This window comes from Providencia sp. PROV208, assembly GCF_028479465.1.
Lineage (GTDB): Bacteria > Pseudomonadota > Gammaproteobacteria > Enterobacterales > Enterobacteriaceae > Providencia > Providencia alcalifaciens.
The window spans coordinates 193,616-218,036 of sequence record NZ_JAMPNS010000008.1 but is presented as its reverse complement, the minus strand read 5'-3'; the positions used below and the strand labels follow the sequence as shown (position 1 = coordinate 218,036).

General features: G+C 43.6%; 28 protein-coding genes. 16 read left to right on the top strand and 12 right to left on the bottom strand.

All coding sequences use genetic code 11. The features are described 5' to 3' along the window. Window positions 1-41: 41 nt before the first annotated feature. From mreD to PR766_RS07440, 9 genes are all read left to right on the top strand, one after another. Window positions 42-530, top strand: coding sequence for a rod shape-determining protein MreD (mreD, locus tag PR766_RS07480; protein ID WP_006659075.1), 489 nt, complete (start codon window positions 42-44; stop codon window positions 528-530). Between the two features lie 36 nt (window positions 531-566). Continuing rightward, window positions 567-1,154, top strand: a complete 588-nt coding sequence (locus PR766_RS07475) for a Maf family protein (RefSeq protein WP_006662899.1) — start codon at window positions 567-569, stop codon at window positions 1,152-1,154. Continuing rightward, entirely contained in the window at window positions 1,151-2,620 is a 1,470-nt protein-coding gene (gene rng / locus PR766_RS07470) for a ribonuclease G (protein ID WP_006659077.1), read from the top strand. The genes PR766_RS07475 and rng overlap by 4 nt, the downstream gene beginning before the upstream one ends. A gap of 23 nt (window positions 2,621-2,643) precedes the next feature. Continuing rightward, window positions 2,644-6,438: an AsmA2 domain-containing protein YhdP gene (yhdP, locus tag PR766_RS07465; protein ID WP_230086774.1), complete on the top strand. Its 3,795-nt coding sequence runs from the start codon at window positions 2,644-2,646 to the stop codon at window positions 6,436-6,438. Continuing rightward, window positions 6,438-7,286, top strand: a complete 849-nt coding sequence (nit1, locus tag PR766_RS07460) for a deaminated glutathione amidase (RefSeq protein WP_006659079.1) — start codon at window positions 6,438-6,440, stop codon at window positions 7,284-7,286. Before yhdP ends, nit1 begins: the two co-directional genes overlap by 1 nt. Window positions 7,287-7,297: 11 nt before the next feature. Next, window positions 7,298-8,743: a metalloprotease TldD gene (tldD, locus tag PR766_RS07455; protein ID WP_154636105.1), complete on the top strand. Its 1,446-nt coding sequence runs from the start codon at window positions 7,298-7,300 to the stop codon at window positions 8,741-8,743. A 91-nt stretch (window positions 8,744-8,834) separates the two neighbouring features. After that, entirely contained in the window at window positions 8,835-9,341 is a 507-nt protein-coding gene (locus tag PR766_RS07450; RefSeq protein ID WP_006659081.1) for a ribonuclease domain-containing protein, read from the top strand. A gap of 12 nt (window positions 9,342-9,353) precedes the next feature. After that, entirely contained in the window at window positions 9,354-9,662 is a 309-nt protein-coding gene (locus PR766_RS07445) for a barstar family protein (RefSeq protein WP_006659082.1), read from the top strand. 62 nt (window positions 9,663-9,724) lie between these two features. Further along, the gene (locus tag PR766_RS07440) at window positions 9,725-10,288 is read left to right on the top strand and encodes an RBBP9/YdeN family alpha/beta hydrolase (RefSeq protein ID WP_006662903.1); all 564 of its coding nucleotides are present in this window, start codon (window positions 9,725-9,727) and stop codon (window positions 10,286-10,288) included. Between the two features lie 277 nt (window positions 10,289-10,565). Here the strand turns inward: PR766_RS07440 and yjgA are convergent, their stop codons facing one another. Next, complete coding sequence (yjgA, locus tag PR766_RS07435) at window positions 10,566-11,111, bottom strand: ribosome biogenesis factor YjgA (RefSeq protein WP_006662904.1); 546 nt, start codon at window positions 11,109-11,111, stop codon at window positions 10,566-10,568. A gap of 183 nt (window positions 11,112-11,294) precedes the next feature. On the opposite strand from yjgA, the gene pmbA reads away from it, so the two are divergent. Next, window positions 11,295-12,635, top strand: coding sequence for a metalloprotease PmbA (gene pmbA / locus PR766_RS07430; protein ID WP_006662905.1), 1,341 nt, complete (start codon window positions 11,295-11,297; stop codon window positions 12,633-12,635). A 117-nt stretch (window positions 12,636-12,752) separates the two neighbouring features. Here the strand turns inward: pmbA and rnk are convergent, their stop codons facing one another. The 11 genes from rnk to kdsD form a co-directional block, all read right to left on the bottom strand. Beyond that, a complete protein-coding gene (gene rnk, locus PR766_RS07425) occupies window positions 12,753-13,163 on the bottom strand; it encodes a nucleoside diphosphate kinase regulator (RefSeq protein ID WP_006659086.1) in 411 nt (136 codons plus the stop codon). A 191-nt stretch (window positions 13,164-13,354) separates the two neighbouring features. Further along, window positions 13,355-13,627: a PTS phosphocarrier protein NPr gene (npr, locus tag PR766_RS07420; protein ID WP_006659087.1), complete on the bottom strand. Its 273-nt coding sequence runs from the start codon at window positions 13,625-13,627 to the stop codon at window positions 13,355-13,357. Continuing rightward, window positions 13,627-14,478: an RNase adapter RapZ gene (rapZ, locus tag PR766_RS07415; RefSeq protein WP_006659088.1), complete on the bottom strand. Its 852-nt coding sequence runs from the start codon at window positions 14,476-14,478 to the stop codon at window positions 13,627-13,629. Before rapZ ends, npr begins: the two co-directional genes overlap by 1 nt. A gap of 211 nt (window positions 14,479-14,689) precedes the next feature. Next, on the bottom strand, window positions 14,690-15,157 hold the full coding sequence (gene ptsN, locus PR766_RS07410) for a PTS IIA-like nitrogen regulatory protein PtsN (protein WP_006659089.1): 468 nt from the start codon (window positions 15,155-15,157) through the stop codon (window positions 14,690-14,692). An 88-nt stretch (window positions 15,158-15,245) separates the two neighbouring features. Further along, a complete protein-coding gene (gene hpf, locus PR766_RS07405) occupies window positions 15,246-15,533 on the bottom strand; it encodes a ribosome hibernation promoting factor (RefSeq protein ID WP_006659090.1) in 288 nt (95 codons plus the stop codon). A 23-nt stretch (window positions 15,534-15,556) separates the two neighbouring features. Further along, entirely contained in the window at window positions 15,557-17,002 is a 1,446-nt protein-coding gene (rpoN, locus tag PR766_RS07400; RefSeq protein WP_036976056.1) for an RNA polymerase factor sigma-54, read from the bottom strand. Window positions 17,003-17,065: 63 nt separating this feature from the next. Then, window positions 17,066-17,791, bottom strand: coding sequence for an LPS export ABC transporter ATP-binding protein (gene lptB / locus PR766_RS07395; RefSeq protein WP_006659094.1), 726 nt, complete (start codon window positions 17,789-17,791; stop codon window positions 17,066-17,068). Between the two features lie 5 nt (window positions 17,792-17,796). Continuing rightward, the gene (gene lptA, locus PR766_RS07390; RefSeq protein ID WP_006659095.1) at window positions 17,797-18,354 is read right to left on the bottom strand and encodes a lipopolysaccharide ABC transporter substrate-binding protein LptA; all 558 of its coding nucleotides are present in this window, start codon (window positions 18,352-18,354) and stop codon (window positions 17,797-17,799) included. After that, window positions 18,338-18,931, bottom strand: a complete 594-nt coding sequence (lptC, locus tag PR766_RS07385; protein ID WP_154636106.1) for an LPS export ABC transporter periplasmic protein LptC — start codon at window positions 18,929-18,931, stop codon at window positions 18,338-18,340. Before lptC ends, lptA begins: the two co-directional genes overlap by 17 nt. Window positions 18,932-18,947: 16 nt before the next feature. Continuing rightward, entirely contained in the window at window positions 18,948-19,508 is a 561-nt protein-coding gene (gene kdsC, locus PR766_RS07380; protein ID WP_006662906.1) for a 3-deoxy-manno-octulosonate-8-phosphatase KdsC, read from the bottom strand. 28 nt (window positions 19,509-19,536) lie between these two features. Continuing rightward, window positions 19,537-20,505 carry an arabinose-5-phosphate isomerase KdsD gene (gene kdsD, locus PR766_RS07375; protein ID WP_006662907.1) on the bottom strand — a complete coding sequence of 323 codons (969 nt, stop codon included), beginning with the start codon at window positions 20,503-20,505 and terminating at the stop codon, window positions 19,537-19,539. Window positions 20,506-20,888: 383 nt separating this feature from the next. Between kdsD and mlaF the strand changes: the two genes are divergently transcribed. The 6 genes from mlaF (at window position 20,889) to ibaG (ending at window position 24,397) form a co-directional block, all read left to right on the top strand. Next, entirely contained in the window at window positions 20,889-21,692 is an 804-nt protein-coding gene (mlaF, locus tag PR766_RS07370) for a phospholipid ABC transporter ATP-binding protein MlaF (protein ID WP_006659099.1), read from the top strand. Window positions 21,693-21,698: 6 nt separating this feature from the next. Continuing rightward, window positions 21,699-22,481 (top strand): lipid asymmetry maintenance ABC transporter permease subunit MlaE, encoded by a 783-nt coding sequence (gene mlaE / locus PR766_RS07365; RefSeq protein WP_006662908.1) that lies wholly within the window; start codon window positions 21,699-21,701, stop codon window positions 22,479-22,481. A gap of 3 nt (window positions 22,482-22,484) precedes the next feature. After that, window positions 22,485-23,048, top strand: a complete 564-nt coding sequence (gene mlaD / locus PR766_RS07360; protein ID WP_006662909.1) for an outer membrane lipid asymmetry maintenance protein MlaD — start codon at window positions 22,485-22,487, stop codon at window positions 23,046-23,048. A 35-nt stretch (window positions 23,049-23,083) separates the two neighbouring features. Beyond that, window positions 23,084-23,713: a phospholipid-binding protein MlaC gene (gene mlaC, locus PR766_RS07355; protein ID WP_006659102.1), complete on the top strand. Its 630-nt coding sequence runs from the start codon at window positions 23,084-23,086 to the stop codon at window positions 23,711-23,713. Window position 23,714: 1 nt separating this feature from the next. After that, the gene (gene mlaB / locus PR766_RS07350; protein WP_006662910.1) at window positions 23,715-24,005 is read left to right on the top strand and encodes a lipid asymmetry maintenance protein MlaB; all 291 of its coding nucleotides are present in this window, start codon (window positions 23,715-23,717) and stop codon (window positions 24,003-24,005) included. Window positions 24,006-24,142: 137 nt separating this feature from the next. Further along, a complete protein-coding gene (ibaG, locus tag PR766_RS07345) occupies window positions 24,143-24,397 on the top strand; it encodes a BolA family iron metabolism protein IbaG (RefSeq protein WP_006659104.1) in 255 nt (84 codons plus the stop codon). Window positions 24,398-24,421 lie beyond the last annotated feature (24 nt).

Genomic DNA, 24,421 nt, shown 5'->3' with positions numbered 1-24,421 from the left:
GGATGAGAGAGACTGTATGATGAAGATGGGAGGGGATCATAATGGATGAGTACCGTGGTAATGGGCGCATCATTATTTGGTTATCTTTTTTTATCGCACTGATTTTACAGGTCATGCCTTGGCCTGAACAATTGGCGTTTTATCGACCAACATGGTTGCTGTTGATTTTGATTTACTGGGTGATGGCATTACCACACCGAGTCAGTGTTGGCACTAGCTTTCTCTTAGGGATTATCGTCGATTCTATTCAAGGCTCGGCACTGGGCGTTCATGCCTTATCATTCAGCATCATTTGTTATCTCGTGGCTTATAAGCACCAACTCCTGCGTAATATGGCACTTTGGCAGCAATCCTTGATTATTGTTGCGCTAACGGTGGTGCAAGATCTTGCTGTTTTCTGGGCTGAATTCCTTTCCTCGCAAGTCTTATTCCACCCTCAAGTATTCTGGAATAGTTTGGTGAATGGTATTCTGTGGCCGTGGCTATTTTTACTGTTACGAAAGATTCGCCGTCAATTTTCAGTATGTTAAGATTATGGCTGTTAATAATAACGGGAATAACAATTTATGAGCTTAATTTATCTTGCATCAGGTTCACCGAGACGACGTGAATTAGTCCAACTCTTAGGTTATTCCTTTGAAATTTTGCGTCCAGAAGTGGAAGAAAAATGGCAAGAAGGGGAGTCGCCTCAAGCCTATGTGCAGCGCTTGGCGCGAGATAAATCACGAGCAGGTGTGGCTATTGCACCCGCGAATCACCCTGTTCTTGGCGCAGATACGATAGTGGTTCTCGAGGGTAAAATATTGGAAAAACCACGAGACGCTGCCCATGCTCAGCAAATCCTCAGTGACCTTTCAGGTAAAACACATCAGGTAATGACCGCCATTGCGGTGTCGAATACGGATGAGACGTTAACCTCATTGATTACGACAGATGTGACATTCCGCGAGTTATCTTTGCTGGAAATACAGGATTATATACAATCGGGTGAGCCGATGGATAAAGCGGGCGCTTACGGTATCCAAGGTTTGGGTGGGCGTTTTATCCGACGTATCAATGGTAGCTACCATGCGGTAGTGGGCTTACCATTGGTCGAAACAGAAGAATTAATACAACGATTTTTAGCGTTAGGTGATGGTAAGGGGAATTCATGACTACGGAACTATTAGTAAACGTAACACCATCTGAAACGCGCGTCGCTTACATTGATGGTGGGATCTTACAAGAAATACATGTCGAACGAGAGGCGAAAAGAGGACTGGTAGGGAATATTTACAAAGGTCGCGTGAGCCGCGTTTTACCCGGTATGCAGGCGGCCTTTGTTGATATTGGCCTTGATAAAGCAGCCTTTTTACACGCCTCTGACATTATGCCTCACACTGAATGTATCGCAGGTGATGAGCAAAAAAATTTCCATGTGAGAGACATTGCCGAACTGGTAAAACAAGGGCAAGACCTAATCGTTCAAGTTGTTAAAGACCCGCTAGGCACAAAAGGCGCGCGTCTGACTACGGATATTACTTTACCTTCTCGCTACTTAGTTTTTATGCCGGGAGCTTCTCATGTAGGTGTTTCTCAACGTATTGATAGTGAAGAAGAAAGAGAGCGCTTAAAAGAGTGTGTTGCTCAATATTGTGACGAAAACGGTGGGTTTATCATTCGCACCGCCGCAGAAGGTGTGGCAGAAGAGGATGTTAAACAAGATGCCGCATTTTTAAAGCGCTTATGGGCGAAAGTGATTGAACGTAAAAAGCGTAATGTCACACGCACTAAAATCTACGGCGAGCTTTCACTGGCTTACCGAATTATTCGTGATTTTGCGGGAGCATCATTAGACCGTATTCGTGTCGATTCTCGTTTGACTTACTCTCAGCTTGAAGAGTTTATTGCGGAATACGTGCCAGAAATGACGGCAAAACTTGAACTCTACCAAGGGAATCAGCCCATTTTTGATCTATTCGATGTGGAAAATGAAATTCAGCGGGCGATGGACAGAAAGGTTGAGTTAAAATCAGGGGGATACCTGATTATCGACCAAACTGAGGCGATGACCACCATTGATATCAATACTGGGGCGTTTGTTGGTCACCGTAATTTAGAAGAAACTATCTTTAATACCAACGTCGAAGCCACCCAAGCCATTGCGCGTCAATTACGATTAAGAAACCTCGGTGGCATTATTATCATCGATTTTATTGATATGTCTGATGCGGAGCATCGCCGTCGCGTGCTTGCGTCGCTTGAGCAAGCATTGAGTAAAGATAAAGTAAAAACCACCATTAATGGCTTCTCTCAGCTAGGATTAGTGGAGATGACGCGTAAAAGAACCCGTGAAAGTTTGGAGCATGTCCTGTGTGATACTTGCCCAACTTGCCAAGGTCGTGGCACGGTAAAATCCGTTGAAACGGTGTGCTATGAAATTTTACGTGAAATTGTCAGAGTTCATCGGACAATTGATGCAGATAGATTCTTAGTTTACGCTTCACAAGCCGTGGTAGATGTGCTGACAGGAGATGAATCTCACGCATTAGCGGAAGTTGAAATCTTTGTAGGGAAACAAGTTAAAGTGCAGACTGAGCCGTTATATAGCCAAGAACGCTTTGATGTCGTCATGATGTAGCATTTTGCTTGAAGGAGAAACTGGTGAAACGACTGCCACGCGTAGTTCTCGTGACAACCGCTGCTGTATTGTTGCTGTGTGCGTTGGTACTCACCAGTTTGCGTTTTCTATTACCTAATATTGATAATTATCGCCAAGAAATTATCACTTATGTTGAAAATCACCACGATATCTCACTGAACATCGGTAAAATCGAAGGGGCTTGGCGCTATTATGGTCCAGAGCTCATCATTTCTGATGTCGCCATTGAAAATCCGATAACAGATATTCAAGTCAACAAAGTCACCATTGAGTTAGATATTTGGAATTCCCTATTATCTCTGCGGTGGCGTTTTCGTGATCTGACTTTTTATCAACTCAATGTGAATTATAAAGTTCCGCTCAGCTTTGATGGCTCAGAAGAAACCGCCAGCTATGATGGTGTGGATGATCTCTTCTTACGGCAATTTGACCACTTTATTTTAAAAGACAGTCAGTTGACCTTCTTAACGCCATCAGACCAAACAATGACGTTACTGTTGCCGGAACTCTCTTGGCTAAATCAAGATACCCGCCATCGTGCTCAGGGCTTTGTGAGTCTTGAGACGCTAAATAAACAAAATAGTTATCTACAAGTAAAGTTGGATGTGTCGGATAAAAACGGCGTGCTCAGCGATGGAATTTTCTATGTGCAGGCTGATAACATTGATATGCAGCCTTGGCTCAGTAAATGGTTACGCGATAACACGGGGTTACGCGACGCCAACTTTAGTTTGTCTTCATGGATTTCACTCAAGAATAATCGTATTGATAACGGTCTTATTCAGCTGCGCCAAGGTGAAGCGAACTGGGGGGAAGATACCCTTGCTCAAAACCTACAAGTGAATGATTTGCTAGTTCGTATGAAGCGCCAAGGTAACGGCTGGCTGTTCAATATCCCAGAGCTCGATACATTGAAAACTAATGAGTATATCTGGCCTCAAGGTAGTGTTTCAGTCTTGTATTTACCCTCATCTGCAAAATATCAAAATAAAGATCATTGGCGCATTCGAGCAAAAAATATTGAATTAGAACGCTTGAGTGAAGTGTTACCGACATTCTCATTTGTAACCCCCGAATTGGTTCAAGATTGGCAGCATCGTCAGCCGACGGGGTTAGTCACAGAATTTGCTTTAGACTTTACGCAAGATACGGAAGAACATACGCAGATCAGTATGGATTGGCAGGATGTTAGCTGGAAAAAATGGAAAGAACTGCCATCCGTTAACCATTTTTCGGGCGTACTAGTTGGGGGTGACCAAGAAGGTGTTCTCTCGTTTATGCTCAAAGATAGCACGGTGGATTACCGTGATGAATTTAAAGCCCCCTTTGAAATTGACCGCGCTAACGGTAAATTAAATTGGGTCAACAACAGTAGCGAATTCAAATTGTGGAGCTCAGGCATTGATTTACAAGCCAAAGCGGTCAGGGCAAATGGTGACTTTAGCTATGCGAAAGCGAAGCAGCATAATATTGCCGATTTAGCTATTTTGGCGGGGATCAGTACCGATAATGCAGGAGAAGCTTGGCGCTATTTCCCACAAAAATTGATGGGGCAAGCGCTGGCAGATTACCTCACAAAAGCGATTATTGCGGGGCATGTAGATAATGCAACGTTAGTCTATAAAGGCGACCCAGCCCATTACCCTTACTATAAAAATGATGGGCAATTCCAAGTCTACGTACCGTTACGTGATGGCACATTCGAATACGATGACCAATGGCCAGCCTTACTGGATTTAAACATCGACTTAGACTTTAGCCGAGCCAGTTTGGCGATGCATGCTGATTCGGTGAAGTTAGGGGATGCAACGGCAGAAAATCTCGATGCCGTGATCCATGACTATTTTGATGAAATGTTGTATATCGATGCCGGTGTTAGTGGTACGGGCAAGCAAATTCAACAATATTTTACCCAGACACCGTTAAAGAATTCCCTTGGCGGTACCCTTGATGAGCTACAAATTGATGGCACGGTAACGGGAAAACTGAATCTCGCTATCCCATTATCAGCAGGGAAAGACGTGGTGGCAAAAGGGCAAGTTAATCTCAACAAGAATACTATTTTTGTCCGTCCTATCGACAGTACCCTACATGGACTTACAGGAAGTTTTAAGTTCACCAATGGGGATTTAGTGAGTGATAACATCACAGGTCAATGGTTAGGGCAGCCTGTTTCTTTGGATTTCACGACACTGACGGGACCAAAAGATTATTTGGTGGATATTAATTTAGGCGGAAATTGGGAATTGAATCAAATTCCAATGTTGCCAAATGATATTAAAGGAAAAGTGTCAGGTTTGAGTGATTGGAAAAGCCAAATTCATATCACGTTGCCTGAATCATCGAAGCAAGCAACAGGGCTGCAGATTGATATTACAGCGGGGCTCAATAAGTTAAAAAGCCAATTACCGGCGCTGGATACGGCATTACTGCAACAGCTCAGTAAAATAAATGTTCAAGCGAAAGGCACTACAGCGCAGTTGACCGTCAGTGGTGATATTGGTCAGCGCCTTGGATTTAATTCTCAGTGGTTGCTATCGAGTACGCCCTTACAACTGCAAAAAGCCCATATCGCGCCATGGAGTAATCAGCCGCCAATATTACCAAATGGTTCGTCAATCTTAGTGGACTTGCCTGCGGTAGAGGATGTGAATTGGGAAAAACTGGCAAGTGGATTTTTATCTTCGTCGGCTAGCTCACATGTGGGGGAAATTAGTTACCCTGACACGCTTGAAGTTAAAGCCCCCTCGGTTTATCTGGCAGGACAACACTGGAAAGACTTAAGTTTTTCCTACGACCTGTACCGTGATGAGCAGCAAATCAATGTTGATAGCACCAATTTAAAAGGACAATTACAGATATGGAAGCAGCGACCATGGGCGCTGAATATTGAATATCTGTATTACAACCCTGAAGGTTCATTGACGCCAACTGAAGCGAGTTTAAAATCGGAGACATTTGATTTCAGCCAATGGCCTAGAGTGAATATTCACTGTGCGGAATGCTGGGTGAGTGGGCAAAAATTGGGTGAAATTACGGCAAAAATTACCCCCGAAGGACAGCATACTTTGAAATTAACCGCAGGTTCACTGAAAAACAGTGCCGGTGAGTTAAAGCTGGATGCGCTATGGCACAGTAATAACGGAAATAAAACGGAGATAGCGGGTTCATTAACGGGAGAAGCTTTTGATGAAACCGCCGCTTATTTTGGTGTCTTAGTACCTATTATTGATTCCCCGTATTCCATTGAATTTGACCTTAACTGGGGGCTCGTGCCTTGGGAACCTGATTTAGCCACGCTCAATGGTAAAATGTCGATGAACCTAGGTAAAGGCGCCATCGCTCATATGGGAGGCGGTCGTGCTGGGCAGCTGTTACGTTTAGTCAGTTTTGATGCATTATTGCGTAAACTTCAATTAGACTTCCGCGATACGTTTAGTAATGACTTTAACTTTGACTCAATCAAAGGCGATGCGGTGATTAATCAAGGTATTCTAACCTCGAAGAACCTCAATATTGACGGACTCGTCGCAGATATTGCCTTGAATGGGGAAATTGACCTCGTTAAACGCCGAATTAATGCCGAAGCGGTTATTACCCCGGAAATATCTGCTACAGTAGGTGTAGCCACCGCATTTGTGATTAACCCATTTGCGGGAGCGGCAGTATTTGCCGCATCGAAAGTCCTTGGTCCGTTGTGGAGTAAAATTTCGGTTATTCGTTATCGCGTGAGCGGCAGTTTAGATGAACCGAAAATTGATGAAGTACTACGTCAGCTTAAGGAGACTCAAGAGTAATGAAAACGGGTAATGTTGCACTTTTGCAGTTATGTAGCGGTAAGAATACTAAACACAACTTGGCACAGATCGAGCAGCAAATTAAACAGTTGCCTGATACCGTGCAGTTAGTACTTACTCCTGAAAATGCATTACTATTTGCTGATGCTGCAACCTATCGTAAACAGGCTGAAGCAGAAGGAACTGGCCCATTACAAGACGCAATCCGCGCAATGGCTATCCGCTACAATGTGTGGATCCTCATTGGATCAATGCCATTGATTAGTCGTGAAGATCCTGAACGTATTACAAGCAGCAGCTTACTGTTTGATGCGAAAGGTAATATTACTGCGCGTTACGATAAAATTCATATGTTCGACGTGAACATTGAAGATGAACAAGGCGAGTATAACGAATCCGTTATTTATCAACGCGGTGAGTATCTTACCGTGGTTGATACCCCTGTTGGTCGCTTAGGGCTGACCATTTGTTATGATTTACGTTTTCCAGGCTTATTCCAAGCCTTGCGTGAACAAGGTGCTGAAATTATTTCGGTACCTGCGGCATTCACTCGTTACACTGGGCAAGCGCACTGGGAGCCTCTGTTAAGAGCGCGTGCGATTGAAAACCAGTGCTACGTTTTAGCACCTGCACAAGTTGGTGTACACGGTACTCGCCGAACATGGGGACACACTTTAGCCGTTGATGGCTGGGGTAAGGTCATGAAAAAGAATGTTGATGCCGTTTCCGCGTTGGTGGTGAATGTCCAAACAGACAGCTTAAATGTGATGCGTGAACAGATCCGAGTGGTAAAACATAACCGCTTTAGACCACAACTGACATCATTGATTAAAAAACAAACCAAATAAGAGTAATAAATATGAGTTTAGCTTCTGTCAGCGAACATTTGCTGGCTGCCAACGGTCTTAGTCAAGATAATCTGTATGATATTTTAGGGCTGCTATCTGAGCGCCGTGTTGATTATGGGGATCTCTTCTTTCAGTCTAGCTACCATGAGTCATGGGTTTTAGAAGACCGAATTATTAAAGATGGCTCCTACAATATTGACCAAGGAGTTGGGGTTCGTGCAATTACAGGAGAAAAAACAGGTTTTGCATACGCAGACCAAATTTCTCTGTTAGCGCTGACGCAGAGTGCGACCGCTGCCCGTAGTATCGTGACTGAACAAGGCTCTGGTAAGTCACAAATTTTAACGAACGTTGACTACAAAAAACTTTATTCAGACGCGGACCCTCTGCGTAGTTTACCGCGCGAACAGAAAATTGAATTACTGCATCGCGTTGACCAAGTAGCTCGTGCGGAAGATCCGCGCGTGATTGAAGTCAATGCGAGCCTGACAGGGGTATATGAACAAGTGCTGGTCGCTGCCACTGATGGCACATTAGCGGTGGATATTCGCCCATTAGTGCGTCTTTCGGTGAGTGTTCTCGTAGAACATGATGGTAAACGTGAGCGCGGAGCAAGCGGTGGCGGTGGTCGTTACAGCTATGAATATTTCCTTGAAATTCATCAAGGGCAAGTGCTCGCGGAACAATATGCTCGTGAAGCGGTGCGCATGGCATTGGTTAATTTATCTGCGATTGCAGCGCCAGCGGGTATGATGCCTGTGGTGTTAGGCGCTGGCTGGCCTGGCGTTCTACTTCATGAAGCGGTAGGTCATGGTCTAGAAGGCGACTTTAACCGTCGTGGAACCTCTGTTTTCTCTGGAAAAATGGGCGAGCAAGTTGCCTCTTCACTATGTACCGTGGTGGATGATGGGACGATTGCTGGACGTCGAGGCTCATTGGCGATTGATGATGAAGGTGTTCCGGGTCAATACAATATGCTCATTGAGAACGGAATCTTGCGTAATTATATTCAAGATAAACATAATGCCCGTTTGATGGGCGTGGCGCCAACCGGTAATGCGCGCCGTGAATCTTACGCGCATTTACCTATGCCACGTATGACAAACACCTATATGTTAGCGGGTGAGTCTACACCAGAAGAGATTATTGCCAGTGTGGAAAAAGGTCTGTATGCACCGAATTTCGGTGGTGGTCAGGTGGATATCACGTCAGGTAAATTTGTCTTTTCAACCTCAGAAGCTTACTTAATTGAAAATGGTAAAATTACGTCCCCAGTAAAAGGGGCCACCTTGATTGGCTCTGGAGTAGAGGCGATGCAGCAAATTTCCATGGTAGGTAATGACCTTGCACTGGATAAAGGTGTGGGCGTTTGTGGCAAAGAAGGGCAAAGCGTGCCAGTAGGTGTTGGTCAACCGACGCTGAAACTCGATAAAATGACCGTGGGTGGCACCGCGTAATCACACGCAAGAGAGTCTTTTTTTATTCGCCCTAGTTACGGATGTGACTGGGGCGATTGTTTATCAACACAGCAAAAATAATTGAGGCGTTATGAACAAACGTATTATTTCTTTGGTGTTAATGGCGATTTTGATTGCAATTAGCCTCTATTTTAAAGGCGGTGAGCAGACTGCGACAGAGCCTTCTATCCCTTCAACACCACCAACAACACAATCAATTCCACCTTCTCGAGAAGCGATAACGCCACAGGAAACACCAAAAACCATTGACCAATTAACGGCTCAAAATAATGTGGTGAGTTTTATGGAGAAATACCAGAAACTCCCCGCATTTTATATGACCAAAAAACAGGCAAGAGAAGCCGGGTGGGATGCTAAAAAAGGTAATCTATGTGAAGTATTACCCGGTAGAGCGATTGGTGGCGATCGTTTTTCAAACCGTGAAAAAGGGTTACCGATTGCGGAAGGGCGTCAATGGTTTGAAGCGGACATCAATTACCGTTGTGGGCATCGTGGCGCAGACCGTTTGCTCTATTCCTCTGATGGGATGATTTTCGTGAGCACGGATCACTATAAAACGTTCCAGCAAGTTAAATAATAGGGGACAGCGATGAACAAGACCGTCGTTTTTGATTTTCGTGAAATAGATAGCCTTGAGGCATTTTATCAGCAATTTCAGCAACAGTTCTCGCTTCCGAAATGGTTTGGTCACAATCTCGATGCTTTATGGGATGTGATTACGGGCGAAATTGAGTTACCCGTTACTCTGGTTTTTAGTCACCTTAAACTTCCTCAGCGTACGCAATTCTCAGCGATCATTGATTTAATGAATGAAGCTGAAACCGAGCTTGATGAAGCATTTATTTTTCTCATAGACATCACTAATAATGAGAATGATGCATCCCGAACCACATGCTAAATTTGGCGAATGGTTCTACGTTGAGCCATTTTTTGACGGTTATTTATATTGAGGGTGATTAAGTGGAAGGTAAAAAAGTTATTGTGATTCATGGTTATACCGCATCTCCGGATAATCATTGGTTTAATTGGTTAAAGGATGAATTGGAAGCTCTAGGAGCAACCGTTGATATTCCCACCATGCCGGAGTCCGATTCACCGGATCCGCAAAAATGGGAGCAATGTTTACTCGATGCGAACATCCAGTTTGATGAAAACACTATCTTAGTCGGACACAGTTTAGGGTGTATCACTGCATTACGTTTTCTAGAGAACCATGCCCCAGAAGGTGCAAAAATTGGAGGGTATGTGCTTGTGTCTGGGTTTGATCGTACTTTGGACACGATGCCTGACTTGGCGGCTCACACTCAGTTTTCATTAGATTATAGTAAGCTGATAGGGATGAGTGACAAACGCGCGTCAATTGTTTCTTCCAATGACTGGGCAGTTGATTCAGCGACGTCAATCGAGCTGGCTAAATCGTTACAAACCTCTATTACGGTGGTTGAAAATGCAGGGCATTTCCTTGATAGAGAAGGTTTTACGCGGCTGCCTGCTTTACTGAGTCTGTTAAAGTTTTGGTACTAGAAAACACCCTGTTTTTTGTATTATAGGGGGATAGCGTCGTGTTTGTAGTGAATTTTTTGGTAGCGTGATTTGTTAATACGACCATTGGCTCTACGCCAAGCTCTATTTCGGGAGTTATCCATATTTGCCTCATTCATTTATCGTGGCTCAGCAGCCGCGATAATGCGGGTTAAAATATGATGTTGATGATGATACTGTTATTTTGGATGGCGAGCAATAAGGGGATATTTTTTAAGAAAACTCCCCTAAGCCATTGCTAGCTAAGGGGAACAGTTCACTAGTGACTATCAGAAAGCTCTTTCAGATATTGGAAAATCTGACGGAATGCTTTTGGTGGTTTATTTCCATCACGCTCTTTCTTCGCATTACGTACCAATGCACGCAGTTGTTGGCGATCAGTTTGCGGGAATAAAGCGACCACTTCTTCGATGACTTCATCACCATCCGCTAATAAGCGATTACGCAGATCTTCCAGCTTGTGTAAGATCACAACCTGTTGGTTATGGCGGTTTTTCAGCTTATCAAGTGCTTCGGTGATCGGCTCAACTTCACGGGAACGTAATAGTTTGCCGATAAGTTGTAATTGACGACGACGACCTTCCCGCTTAATTTTTTGTGCTAATTCGATAGCTTCAAGTAATTGCGTGTCTAATGGGATGCGCTCAAGCTCGCTTTTACTTAAATCAACAAGTTCTGCCCCCAATTTTTTGAGGATCTCGGCATCGCGTTTAATTTCGCTTTTGCTGACCCAAATAATCTCATCGTCCTCATCATCTTGGGGCGCTGGGATATCATCCAGCCAATCTTCAGGCTGTTTGGCCATAGGGATTTTCCTTTTTACTAAACGCCGTCGTGTAATTACGAGTAATTAGCATGATTTACGGCGTTGTGAGTGTTAACATTTATAGATTAACTCTATTGTAACTGGGAAAACCCCCTTATGACTACCTGACATTGATATGTCGAGGTAGAAAATCACTTTTCCCCTCTTTATTGGACTAAATGCATGAGTGTTACTGAACAAGTTGCCGAACAACGTAAACAATTAGAACAAGCCGTCGCCCACGCATTGGAATTTGCCAAAAGCCGTTGTGATGGCGCTGAAGTTGCAGTCAATAAAAGCACTGGTATTAGTGTGAGCACTCGCCAAGGTGACGTGGAGAATGTGGAATTTAACAGTGATGGGGCGCTCGGGATCACGGTTTACCATAAACAACGCAAAGGTAGTGCATCTTCAACGGATTTAAGCGAAGAAGCCATTGAGCGTACAGTTCAAGCTGCAATTGATATTGCCAATTACACGTCTGAAGACCCATGCGCAGGTCCTGCTGAAAAATCATTACTGGCATTCGATGCACCGGATTTAAACTTATTCCAAGCTACAGAACTTTCCCCCGAGGAAGCCATTAAGCTGGCCTCGATTGCGGAAATGACCGCATTAAATGCAGATTCACGCATTGTGAATACGGAAGGCGGTAGCTTCAATGGGCACTATGGTATCCGTGTCTTTGGTAACTCTCTTGGACTATTAAAGAGCTACAGTTCTAGCCGTTATTCGATGTCGAGCTGCGTAATCGCCGAGCAAAATGGCGAAATGGAGCGCGATTATGCGTATACCATCGCACGCAGCATGCAGGCATTGAAATCCCCTGAGTGGGTAGGGCAAGAGTGTGCTCGTCGTACATTGTCGCGCTTATCCCCTCGTAAATTACCGACGATGAAAGCACCGGTTATTTTCGCTTCAGAAGTGGCGACAGGGTTATTTGGTCATTTAGTCGGTGCTATCAGCGGCAGCAGCATTTATCGTAAATCATCATTCTTAATGGATAGCCTTGGCAAACAAATTTTACCGAACTGGTTAACCATCAATGAGCAACCGCACTTAATGGGCGGATTAGCCTCCTCCCCATTTGACAGCGAAGGTGTGCGTACCACTGAACGTAATATTGTGGAAAATGGTGTTTTACAAACGTGGCTGATGACTAGCTACTCTGCGCGCAAATTGGGTCTACAAAGCACAGGTCATGCTGGTGGAATTCATAACTGGCGCATCGAGGGGCAGGGGCTATCTTTCGATGCACTGCTAAAGCAAATGGGTACGGGCTTAGTCGTCACAGAGCTGATGGGGCAGGGGGTTAGCGGTATTACTGGCGATTATTCCCGTGGGGCATCCGGTTTTTGGGTAGAAAATGGTGAAATTCAATATCCTGTCAGTGAAATTACAATTGCGGGTAATTTGAAAGATATGTGGATGAATATGGTCACTATCGCCGATGATATCGAAACTCGCAGTAATATTCAGTGCGGTTCGGTGTTGATCCCTGAAATGAGTATTGCAGGGCAATAAGTTTTAAGTATCAAAAAGGCACTCAAATGAGTGCCTGAATACCGCCTGAAGACTAACGGGAGTTTCTTGATTGAAACTTTTTTCGGCTAGTCTTTCTCTTTGTATCGAGCATCGTTATTAACGATGAAACTCGCCAGCCGCTTCAGGTTGATAAACAATCTCTAACACACGAACGCGGGTTTCTACGCCATTTGGCAATGCCCAGCTAATTTCGTCGTTAACGTGCAGACCTAACAATGCTGCGCCAATCGGTGCCATGACTGATAATTGTTCTGCACTATCTTTTAGGGATGCAGGATATACCAGTGTACGTGTGCGCTCTTCGTTGCTGATCAAATCTAAGAAACGAACAGTGCTGTTCATCGTGACCACATCCGCAGGGATCTCTTGTGGGGAGACAATGTCTGCGCGGTCTAATTCGTCGTTTAGTGCTTCGGCAACAGGTGTACCGGCATAGGCAGCCTGTTCCATCAGTGCATCTAAGCGTTCTGCATCTAAATCATTGATAATAATTGTTGGCTTTGTCATACCACACTCCAATAGGAACGTACAAAGCAAACACCCCCCACCCAGAAGGTAGGGGGTGTTTGCTAGAAAAATAAATTATATAAAATATTAGGCGCTATAGGCGTTAAAGGGAAGAGATCGAGATCACGAACTCGGTGCCTATGCGTGTAAAACCGTATATATCACTTGGTCCATCGGGATTTACTTTTATGCTACTCTTCGTCAAATCCACTTTCGAACAGGTTAATGATTGCGGATAATGCCGATTCTTCATCGGGTCCGCTAACCTCAATATCAATTTTACTGCCTTGCTCCGAGTCTAACATCAACATCGCAATAACGCTATCCGCCTCAGCCTCAATTTGACTGTCATTTTTTAAAACGACTCTAGAGTTAAATTGTTTAACTAAATCATAGAGAAGCATCGCTGGTCTGGCATGCATACCAAGGCGGTTTTTTAGTGTGATCGTCGCTTTGACGGTCATTACTTACGTTTTTCCAGTGTTCTGTGGCGTGATTGCACGTTTTTTCCACGAGAGCGGAAGTAATCGGCAAGTTGTTCTGCGACGTAAACTGAACGGTGTTTTCCTCCTGTACAGCCGATGGCAACAGTCAGATAACTACGATTATTGGTTTCTAACATCGGTAACCATAACTCTAAATAGCTACGAGTTTGGTAAATAAAGTTATGAACTTCAGTGTGCCTATCTAAGAAGGCGGCCACAGGTCTATCTAAACCCGTCATAGGACGTAATTTGGGGTCCCAGTGTGGGTTTGGTAAGAAACGCACGTCGAAAACGTAGTCTGCATCGATAGGAATACCATGTTTGAAACCAAAGGATTCGAACACCATGGTCAATTCACGTTCACGTTTGCCCATTAAGCGAGTTCTGAGCATTTCCGCTAATTCGTGCACTGACATCTCAGAGGTATCAATCACTAAGTCAGCACGGGAGCGTAGAGGCTCTAGTAGCTCATTTTCTTCATCAATAGCACTTTCTAGGGATAAATTTTTACTCGAAAGTGGGTGTAATCTACGAGTATCACTGTAACGACGAATTAAAGTGTTACGGTCTGCATCCAGAAATAGCAGTTGTGGTGAGAAGGTTGATGGTAATTTATCAATGGCTTCTTCGAATACTTCTGGATTGTCGGGCATGTTGCGCACATCAATGCTTACAGCCGCAGAAATATTGCGATCGGCGAGTGAATTAGCTAACTCCGGCAGTAAAACTACCGGCAGGTTATCCACACAATAGAAACCCATATCTTCCAGCGCGCGTAAGGCAACGGATTTTCCCGAACCGGAACGGCCGCTGACAATCATCAGCACCATGAGCTAACTCCCTTCTATATCTTAAGGATTTATATCTTAATGATCGATTTCTGACTGATCACCCATTTCTGACTGTTCACCCATTTCTGGCTTATTCGTGGTGATCCTCTAGCTGGTCAGATTATTTTGTCATTCGCCGTGTTTCGCGATGCCGAACATAAGAAATCATAACAATATCATTAGGCTGGCATCAACACATATTCATTATTACTTACTCGATGATGATCTTGTATAACTCTTCATCACTTTGTGCTGAGCGAAGACGCTTACATAATGACTTATCGGCTAACTTTTTAGCGATAAGGGACAGGGTATGTAAGTGAGTTTTACATTGATCCGAGGGAACAAGTAATGCAAAAAGTAGATCAACAGGTTGGTTATCAATTGCATCAAACGCAATTGGCTCTTCCAAATGCAAAAATACGCCTGCAGCACGAGCACTTTCGCCTTCATTGAGCTTGCCGTGGGGGATTGCAATCCCGCCACCAATACCTGTCGTGCCAACTTTTTCTCTGGTTAGTAACGCTTCAAATACCGTATTTTCCGGTAATCCCAACTCGGCGGCCGCTAACTCACTAATAATTTCTAATGCTCTTTTCTTGCTGGTGCAAACTAAATTATTACGTGTGCAACTGGCGGATAAAACATCGCTTAATTGGATTTCTATATCACTATTCATTTTATTATTCACTTAGGACTACAAAACCAGATGATGTATCCCACCATCTGGTTTAGAACATTAATCAGTCAAGGACTGGCTAAATGTATTAGTGTTGTCTCAGTTTTTCTTTATGTTTGGTTAATTGGCGTGACAGCTTATCAAGGAGTAAATCAAGTGCCGCGTACATGTCGTCATCTTCCGCTGATGCGTGAAGCTCTGCACCGTTGAGTTGCAGGGTGGCTTCAGCAATTTGCTGAACTTTTTCCACTTTCAGAACGACTTGGATACTGTTAATACGATCAAACAATTGCTCTAATTTCTTGAGTTTTTTCTCAACCGTTTCGCGCAATGCCGGTGTAACTTCAATATTGTGTCCAGTAATCTGAAATTCCATACAATCTTCCTTATCTTATTGGGTTAAACCAACTGTTTACGTTGATTTGATGGCGGAATAGATAATGACTCACGATACTTAGCAACAGTTCGACGAGCAACTTGTATACCTTGCTCTGCCAGCATACTCGTCAATTTACTGTCACTCAATGGTTTTGCTGGGTTTTCCGCAGCAATCAGCTTCTTCACCAGTGCACGAATAGCAGTGGAAGAGGCTTCTCCTCCGGTGTCTGTACTGACGTGACTGGAGAAAAAATACTTCAATTCAAAAATGCCTCGCGGGCAGTGGAGGTATTTTTGGGTTGTCACACGAGAGATAGTCGATTCGTGCATATCCACCTGATAAGCAATATCTGCCAAAATCATCGGTTTCATGTACTCTTCACCTAACTCAAAGAATTCTTGTTGTTGCTCAACAATACAGGTCGCCACTTTTAGTAGTGTTTCATGGCGGCTCTCTAAGCTTTTAATCAGCCACTTCGCATCTTGTAAGTGACTACGAATATACTGAGAGTCACTTTCACTGGCTGAATCATTTGCCATTGAAGCATAATGATTGTTAATGCTTAACTTAGGAATGCTATCTGTATTTAACTCAACTTGCCAGTGCCCACCGACTTTTTTCACCAATACATCGGGAATAACATATTCCGATTCACCAGTATTGATGGATTGACCGGGCTTAGGATTCAGCGTGAGAATCAGATCAATTGCCTTTTTTAATGCATCTTCTTTTAAACGTGTCAGTTTGCTCAACTGACGAAAGTCGCGATTTGCTAGTAAATCAATATGATGACTAATAATTAGTTTAGCTTCTTGTAGCCCTGCTGTCTCTTTTGGGTATAAAGAGAGCTGGATTAGCAAACACTCTTTTAAATCCTGAGCTGCTACGCCCAAGGGATCAAAATGTTGAATACGTTTTAAAACAGCGATGACTTCTTCTAAGGTAATATCGGGATTATCGATACCTTCATGGATTTCGCTGATTGGGCTAGTGAGATAGCCTGAATCATCAATAGAGTCAATAATCGAGGTGGCAATTGCACGATCAGTATCGGTAAATGGGGTCAAATCCGCTTGCCAAATCAGATAGTCTTGCAGCGTTTGGGTAGTTTCCCCTTGATATACTGGAAGCTCATCAAAGCTGTAATCGTTGCTGGTTCCTGAAGGCGTTCCCGCGGTATAGATTTCATCCCAATCAGCATCCAATGGTAGCTCATCAGGCATATCTTCTTTTTCTAGCGCATCTTTGGTATCAATTTCGCTGCTGTCCGCTTCGTGGCTCTGATTATCTACACTATCTTGTTCCGAAGATTGTTCTTCTTGCTCAAGTAGCGGATTGGTTTCAAGTGCGAGTTGAATTTCTTGTTGAAGCTCAAGGGTGGATAATTGCAACAAGCGGATTGCCTGCTGCAATTGGGGAGTCATTGCAAGTTGTTGACTGATTCTGAGCTGCAAACTTTGCTTCATGAATGTGCTTTATTCTCCATTACCACTAACACAACCAATATCATGACAACCAACAAGACAAAACTACAGTCTAAAGCCTTCACCTAAATAAACACGTTTAACTTGTTCATTTTCAAGGATCATTTCAGGAGAACCATGTGCAATCAGGTGTCCTTGGCTAACGATATAGGCTCGCTCACAGACATCAAGCGTTTCACGTACGTTATGGTCGGTGATTAAAACACCAAGACCATAGTCACGTAGATGTTGGATGATCTTTTTGATATCCAAAACGGAGATCGGGTCAACCCCTGCAAATGGCTCATCTAACAGAATAAACTTAGGGTTGGCAGCAAGGGCACGTGCAATTTCGACACGGCGGCGTTCACCACCAGAGAGTGATTGACCAACATTGTCGCGCAAATGGGTAATACTAAACTCTTCCATCAGTTCTTCTGCACGTTCTTTACGCTGCTCTGAATTCAAGTCATGACGAATCTCTAAGACCGCCATCAGGTTGTCATAAACGCTTAAACGACGGAAAATAGACGCCTCTTGAGGAAGATAGCCAATGCCACGGCGAGCACGCTCATGCAGAGGTAATAGACTAATATCTTCCCCATCAATTAAAATTTTACCTGCATCCCGCTGAACAATGCCGACTACCATATAAAAAGTGGTCGTTTTACCCGCACCGTTGGGACCTAAGAGACCAACAATTTCCCCTGATTTGACTTCAAGGCTGACGTCAGTCACTACGCTGCGTTTTTTATAGGATTTCGCCAGATTCTCTGCGGTTAGTGTTGCCATAACAATTATTTACTCTTACTAGTTGATGAACCCTGTGCGGCTGGGCCTTTCTCTTGTAACTGTGCTGGTAATAAGACGGTGGTCACGCGTTTACCTTTATCGCTAAATGCTTCCATTTGCTGGGTCGGAACCACATAGGTGATCTTATCGCCTTTGATATTACTGTCGAGCTGTTCAAGGTAAGCATCACCCGTTAATGTGACCAGTTGCTTATCAACTTCATAACGCGCTTTGGATGCGTGACCTTTAATTGGTTTGCCATCGTCCTGTAACTGATAGAAGGTGACGGGGGTACCAAATGCTTCAATGACAATTTTATCGGAATCGCTGCTTGGACGTGTCACGATAACTTTGTTCGCTCTGATATCAATGGAACCTTGTTTAATCACAACGTCATCTGTAAATGTGGTGACATTTTTTTCTAAATCAAGAGATTGCTTCACCGAGTTAATGGTCATCGGTTGTTGGGTATCTGTTTTCAGTGCCATTGCCGGTAGGCTAAGAGCCAAAATTGCACTTGCAACAGCTCCTTGAATAAAACTTTTCTTAGTTACTTGATTCATTTTGTTGCTCTTTTGGTTGTAACTCATAGTGAGTTTTAACATCTTCAATTAATTCAGCGGTTCTTGTACGAAGGTTTCCCTTCATTTTTAAGCCCGTAGAATTTAGCCCGTGTCCGATAATGGTTACTTTATCGTCAGATGAGACATCTTGTGTGACTAGATTGACCACCGCATTATCTGTTGTAATGCGCTGAATTTGAGGCTCTGGAGTCAAACTATCAACTTGAACATCGCTGTACAGATAGAGCACTCGCTCTTTGGTTAACCTTGCTTTAATGGACTTTACCGTCCAAGTTGGCGAGCCTGCGTCGTTATAGGTTGTTAATACCGGGTTGGTAAACCAAGTGATTTTTCCATCGGTATAATTATCTACTTTAGTTGCAGCAAGTTTATAGGCTAAATCGCCTGCTGGATTATAGACGAAAGTCACCGAATCATCAGTTTGATAATTGGGTTTGCCATCATTGATTTCGGTTGCTAATGTTTTGGAGTCATCGTAAACCGAAAAGTTCCAACCAATCAGCCCCAGTACAATGAGGGATAAAATAATGATTAACCACTTTTTTGCATTGCTCATGAATGATATCTGTTCTTTAAATCGACAAGCCTTTAGCTTCTTCCAGTTTATTTTGGGATAACAGAATCAGGTCGCAAAGTTCACGTACTGCGCCTTTCCCGCCACCAATGTGGGTTACATAGTCTGCTTTTGGTAATAGCAGAGGATGTGCATCAGCCACCGCAACAGATAACCCCACTTTTGCCATGACAGGCCAATCAATAAGGTCATCACCAATGTAAGCTGTTTGCTCTTCTGTTAGCTGTAGTTTATCTAACAGTTCGCGATACGCCAAAAGCTTATCGCTTTGTCCTTGGTAAAGATATGTAATACCTAAAGTCTGGGCTCTATCTTCGAGCAATTTGGCTTTGCGACCCGTGATAATTGCGACTTCAATACCGGAGGTTAATAAGCAGCGAATGCCATATCCATCACGGACATTAAAGGCTTTTAATTCTTCGCCATTATTCCCCATATAAATTAAACCGTCAGACATCACACCGTCGACGTCACAAATCAGTAGTTTAATTTTCGTCGCTTTTTCTATCACAGAATTCTCGACAGACCCATAGCAAGTATTCTGATAATTAGGGTTCATTCTATTTCCTTTATGTATACTTTTCGACTTATACCACACCAGCTTGCAGTAGGTCGTGCATATGTAGAACACCCACTAATTGATCGCCATCGGCCACCAATAACGAGGTAACATGGCGAGATTGCATCAGGTTTAGTGCTTCAACCGCTAACATACCTGGTGCGACTCGAATACCGCCTGGCGTCATTAAATCAGCGATTTTTGCATTGTTCAGATCAATACCCATATCAAAGATGCGACGTAAATCTCCATCAGTAAAGATCCCTTGAATCTTCATATCATCATCACAAATGACCGTCATACCCAGTTTTTTACGGGTAATTTCGACGAGAGCTTCACGTAAAGAGGCACTTTTCGGTATATGGGGAACGTCGTCACCTGTACTCATTAAATCACGAACTAAGAGTAAAAGTTTGCGTCCAAGTGCGCCACCAGGATGCGATAGCGCGAAATCATCAGCGGTAAAGCCGCGAGCGGTGAGTAACGCAATGGCTAAAGCGTCTCCCATGACCAAGGTTGCTGTTGTACTTGTTGTCGGTGCTAAGCCCAATGGGCACGCTTCTTGCGGGACTTTGATGCATAAATGAACATCTGCATATTTGCCCATATTACTGTCAGGATTATTGGTCATGCAGATCAGCGGGACTTTAATACGTTTTAAGACGGGCAACAGGGCTAAAATTTCCCCTGACTCGCCAGAGTTTGAAATCGCTAATACGATGTCTTTATTGGTGATCATCCCTAAATCGCCATGACTGGCTTCTCCAGGATGCACGAAAAATGAAGGCGTTCCTGTGCTAGCAAGCGTGGCCGCAATTTTTCGTCCTATATGCCCTGATTTTCCCATTCCCATAACGACAACCTTGCCTTGGCAAGTAAAAATTTGCTGGCAAGCGCGGTCAAAGTCATGATTGATATATTGTTCTAGGTTTTTCAGACCTTCACGTTCGATATGGAGAACTTCTTTACCTACTTTCTGAAAATCGATGTTTGACATGTCTAATTCCATGGATGTTTTCGGGTGAATCAAAAGTGTCGGTTGGATCCAAAGTTTCGGTTAGATCAAAAAAGCGAAATCGGATTGTATAACGAATACTTAGTATCGGTAAGTATTTTGTACCTAAGCTTTTATGAATGTCATGGTTATGGGGATTTGTTAGCGATTTGAGCTCAAAATAGTGTTTTACCGTTTAACCGCACCGATGCCCAAAAAAAATTTTTTTAATTCTCTTACCCTTATGGTTGGATATATAAATTTCTAAGAGCTATCTTCTATTAATTAGGTAAAATATTAGTTAATACTATTTGGTTTATGTTTCTGTAAAACCCTGACTTATTTGGGGCAGAATCATAGTTTGACCTATAACGAGCGATTAAACGATGCAAGCACAGACAGAGAACTTAATCGAAGTCAAAAACATGTCATTTACGCGAGGAAATAGGAAAATATTTGAAAATATTAACCTAACTGTGCCTCGTGGTAAAATTACTGCGATTATGGGACCTTCAGGGATTGGTAAAACAACATTACTTAGACTGATTGGCGGACAACTGCGCCCAGAGGAAGGGGAAATCTGGTTTGATGGGGATAATATTCCTGCACTGTCTCGTTCTAAGTTATATCAATCACGTAAAAAAATGAGCATGTTATTCCAATCAGGTGCCTTGTTTACTGATATGGACGTTTTTAATAACGTGGCTTTCCCTCTACGTGAACACACGAATTTACCGGAGTCGTTGATTCATACAACTGTGATGATGAAATTAGAAGCGGTGGGATTACGCGGTGCGGCAAAATTAATGCCTTCAGAGCTTTCTGGGGGAATGGCACGTCGTGCGGCACTTGCACGTGCGATCGCACTGGATCCTGATTTGATTATGTTTGATGAGCCATTTGTGGGGCAAGATCCCATTACAATGGGCGTTTTGGTTAAATTGATTGACGAACTTAACCAAGCACTTGGGGTTACCTGTGTGGTGGTTTCCCATGATGTTCCAGAAGTGCTGAGTATTGCCGATAAAGCCTATATTGTGGCGCAGCAGCATGTTATTGCGAAAGGAACAGGGGAAGAGTTACGTGAAAACCAAGACCCTCGTGTTAGACAGTTTATGGATGGTATTGCTGATGGTCCGGTGCCATTCCGCTTTCCTGCCAATGACTATTCGGCTGATTTATTAGGGTAAATGAACATGATAATTAAGGCGATTGCTGCCTTCGGACGTCGATGGATTGAAACATTTGCGGCTTTTGGTCGAGCAGGCTATTTATTATTTGGCGCACTATTTGGCAAACCTGAATTTGGTAAACAGTGGCCGTTATTAGTGAAACAGCTTTATTCAGTTGGGGTTCAATCCTTGCTGATTGTCGCCGTATCCGGTCTGTTTATCGGCATGGTGTTAGGTCTACAAGGTTATTTGGTACTGACGACGTTCAGTGCGGAAGCGAGTCTTGGCATGATGGTGGCGCTCTCATTATTGCGCGAGTTAGGTCCTGTCGTTACGGCATTGCTGTTTGCAGGGCGAGCGGGATCCGCATTAACAGCCGAAATTGGTTTGATGAAAGCCACGGAGCAAATTTCCAGCTTAGAGATGATGGCTGTCGATCCTCTGCGTCGCGTGGTTGCCCCTCGATTTTGGGCTGGGTTTATTAGTATGCCACTGTTATCACTGATTTTTGTCGCTGTTGGAATTATCGGTGGTGCTATTGTTGGCGTTGATTGGAAAGGAATTGACCCCGGTTTCTTCTGGTCATCGATGCAATCATCTGTGGAGTGGCGATTAGATTTAGTCAACTGCTTTATCAAAAGTGTAGTCTTCGCGATCACGGTAACGTGGATTGCACTATTTAATGGTTATGATGCCATTCCAACCTCGGAAGGAATTAGCCGCGCAACAACGAAAACTGTTGTGCATGCATCATTATCGGTTCTAGGGTTGGATTTCGTACTGACAGCACTGATGTTTGGGAACTAAGTCATGCAAAGTAAAAAAAGTGAAATATGGGTAGGTTGTTTTATGTTGCTGGCGATTGCCGCAATTGTGTTTCTCTGCTTAAAAGTCGCCGATTTACAATCGATTGGTAGTCAGTCAACTTACCGAGTTTCTGCCTCTTTCGAAAATGTGGGTGGCTTAAAAGTCGGCTCTCCAATCAAAGTCGGTGGTGTTGTTGTAGGGCGTGTGGCGGGGATTTCTTTAGATAAAAAGAATTATGTTCCGGACGTTCAAATCGATTTACTCAGTGAATATGACAATATTCCTGATTCTAGCTCGCTTTCAATCCGTACTTCTGGTCTGCTGGGTGAACAGTACATTGCGATGAATATTGGTCCTTATGATGAAGATATGGGGATCTCAATGTTAAAAGAAGGCGGTCGTTTGGAAGATACGAAACCGGCGATGGTACTGGAAGATTTAATTGGTCAATTCTTGTATAAGAGTGGCGACAGCCAAGGCGGGTCTGCACCAGAAGCACCATCTACAGCACCCGCATCAGCCCCAGCACAACATGTTGCGGCACCTGCGGAGCCCGCTGCTCACTAAGTTGTTATTCCCTGTGAATTTGAAAGGAATGAATTATGTTTAAACGTCTCATAATGATAGCTATGTTAGTGGTTGCACCATTTGCGATGGCGATTGACCAAACTAACCCGTATAAGCTTATGGAAGAAGCCGCAGCGAAAACATTTGATCGCTTAAAAGCGGAACAGCCTCAAATCAAGCAAAACCCAGATTACTTACGGACTATCGTGCGTGAAGAATTATTGCCATATGTGCAAATCAAATATGCTGGCGCATTGGTGTTAGGGACATATTATAAAGACGCGACCCCTGCCCAACGTGATGCCTATTTTAAAGCGTTTGAGTCCTATCTTGAGCAAGTTTACGGTCAAGCGCTGGCGATGTATCACGGTCAAACGTACACCATTGCTCCTGAACAACCCATTGGTGATAAAAATATTGTGGCTATCCGCGTCACCATCAATGATACCAACGGTCGCCCTCCGGTACGTTTAGATTTCCAATGGCGTAAAAATAGCAAAACCGGTTACTGGCAGGCGTATGACATGATTGCTGAGGGGGTCAGCATGATCACCACTAAACAAAACGAGTGGGGCGACATTTTACGCAAGCAAGGTATTGATGGATTGACGGCTCAATTACAACGTAGTGCTCAGGTACCGATTACGTTAGAAGAGAGCAACTAGCATGAGAAGCCAGTTATCTTGGACGCAAAATCGTGTCATGCTGGCACTTTCCGGTGTTTTGGACAGAGATTCACTGGTCGAATTTTGGGATAAGCGCCAAACGCTGTTATCTCAAATTGAGCGAATTGATGTCTCTGCGTTAACCCATGTGGATTCTACTGGACTTGCCATGCTGGTGCGTCTAAAAGGGGAATATCAGTCTCAACAGCGCCATCTCAGCATTCTTGGCGTGAGCGATAATCTCAATACCTTGATGGAATTATACGGGGTGAAGCCCCTACTGATGGATTAAGTCAAGTTATGTAAAAAATAGCGCTTCTGAGTGTTTTTATGCATCAGAAGCGTTTTCTTTAGTTTAAGTGTTAAGCTGAATCCTTTAGGATAGATGGCTATATTTATTATCATAATTAATCACAAAATTGAGTCATTATGGATACCAACGAAATTAAACAAGTCTTAATGGAAAAGCTGTCACTGGAAGAAGTGATAGTGAATGGCGATGGCAGTCATTTTCAAGTTATCGCTGTTGGCAGCCTTTTTGACGGCATGAGCCGTGTTAAACAGCAACAAGCAGTGTATGCGCCGTTAATGGAATATATTGCGGACAACAGAATTCATGCGCTTTCAATTAAAGCTTATACCCCAGCGCAGTGGGAGCGTGACCGTAAGCTGAGCGGCCTATAAGTTTGAAAATGTAAGCGAACAGTT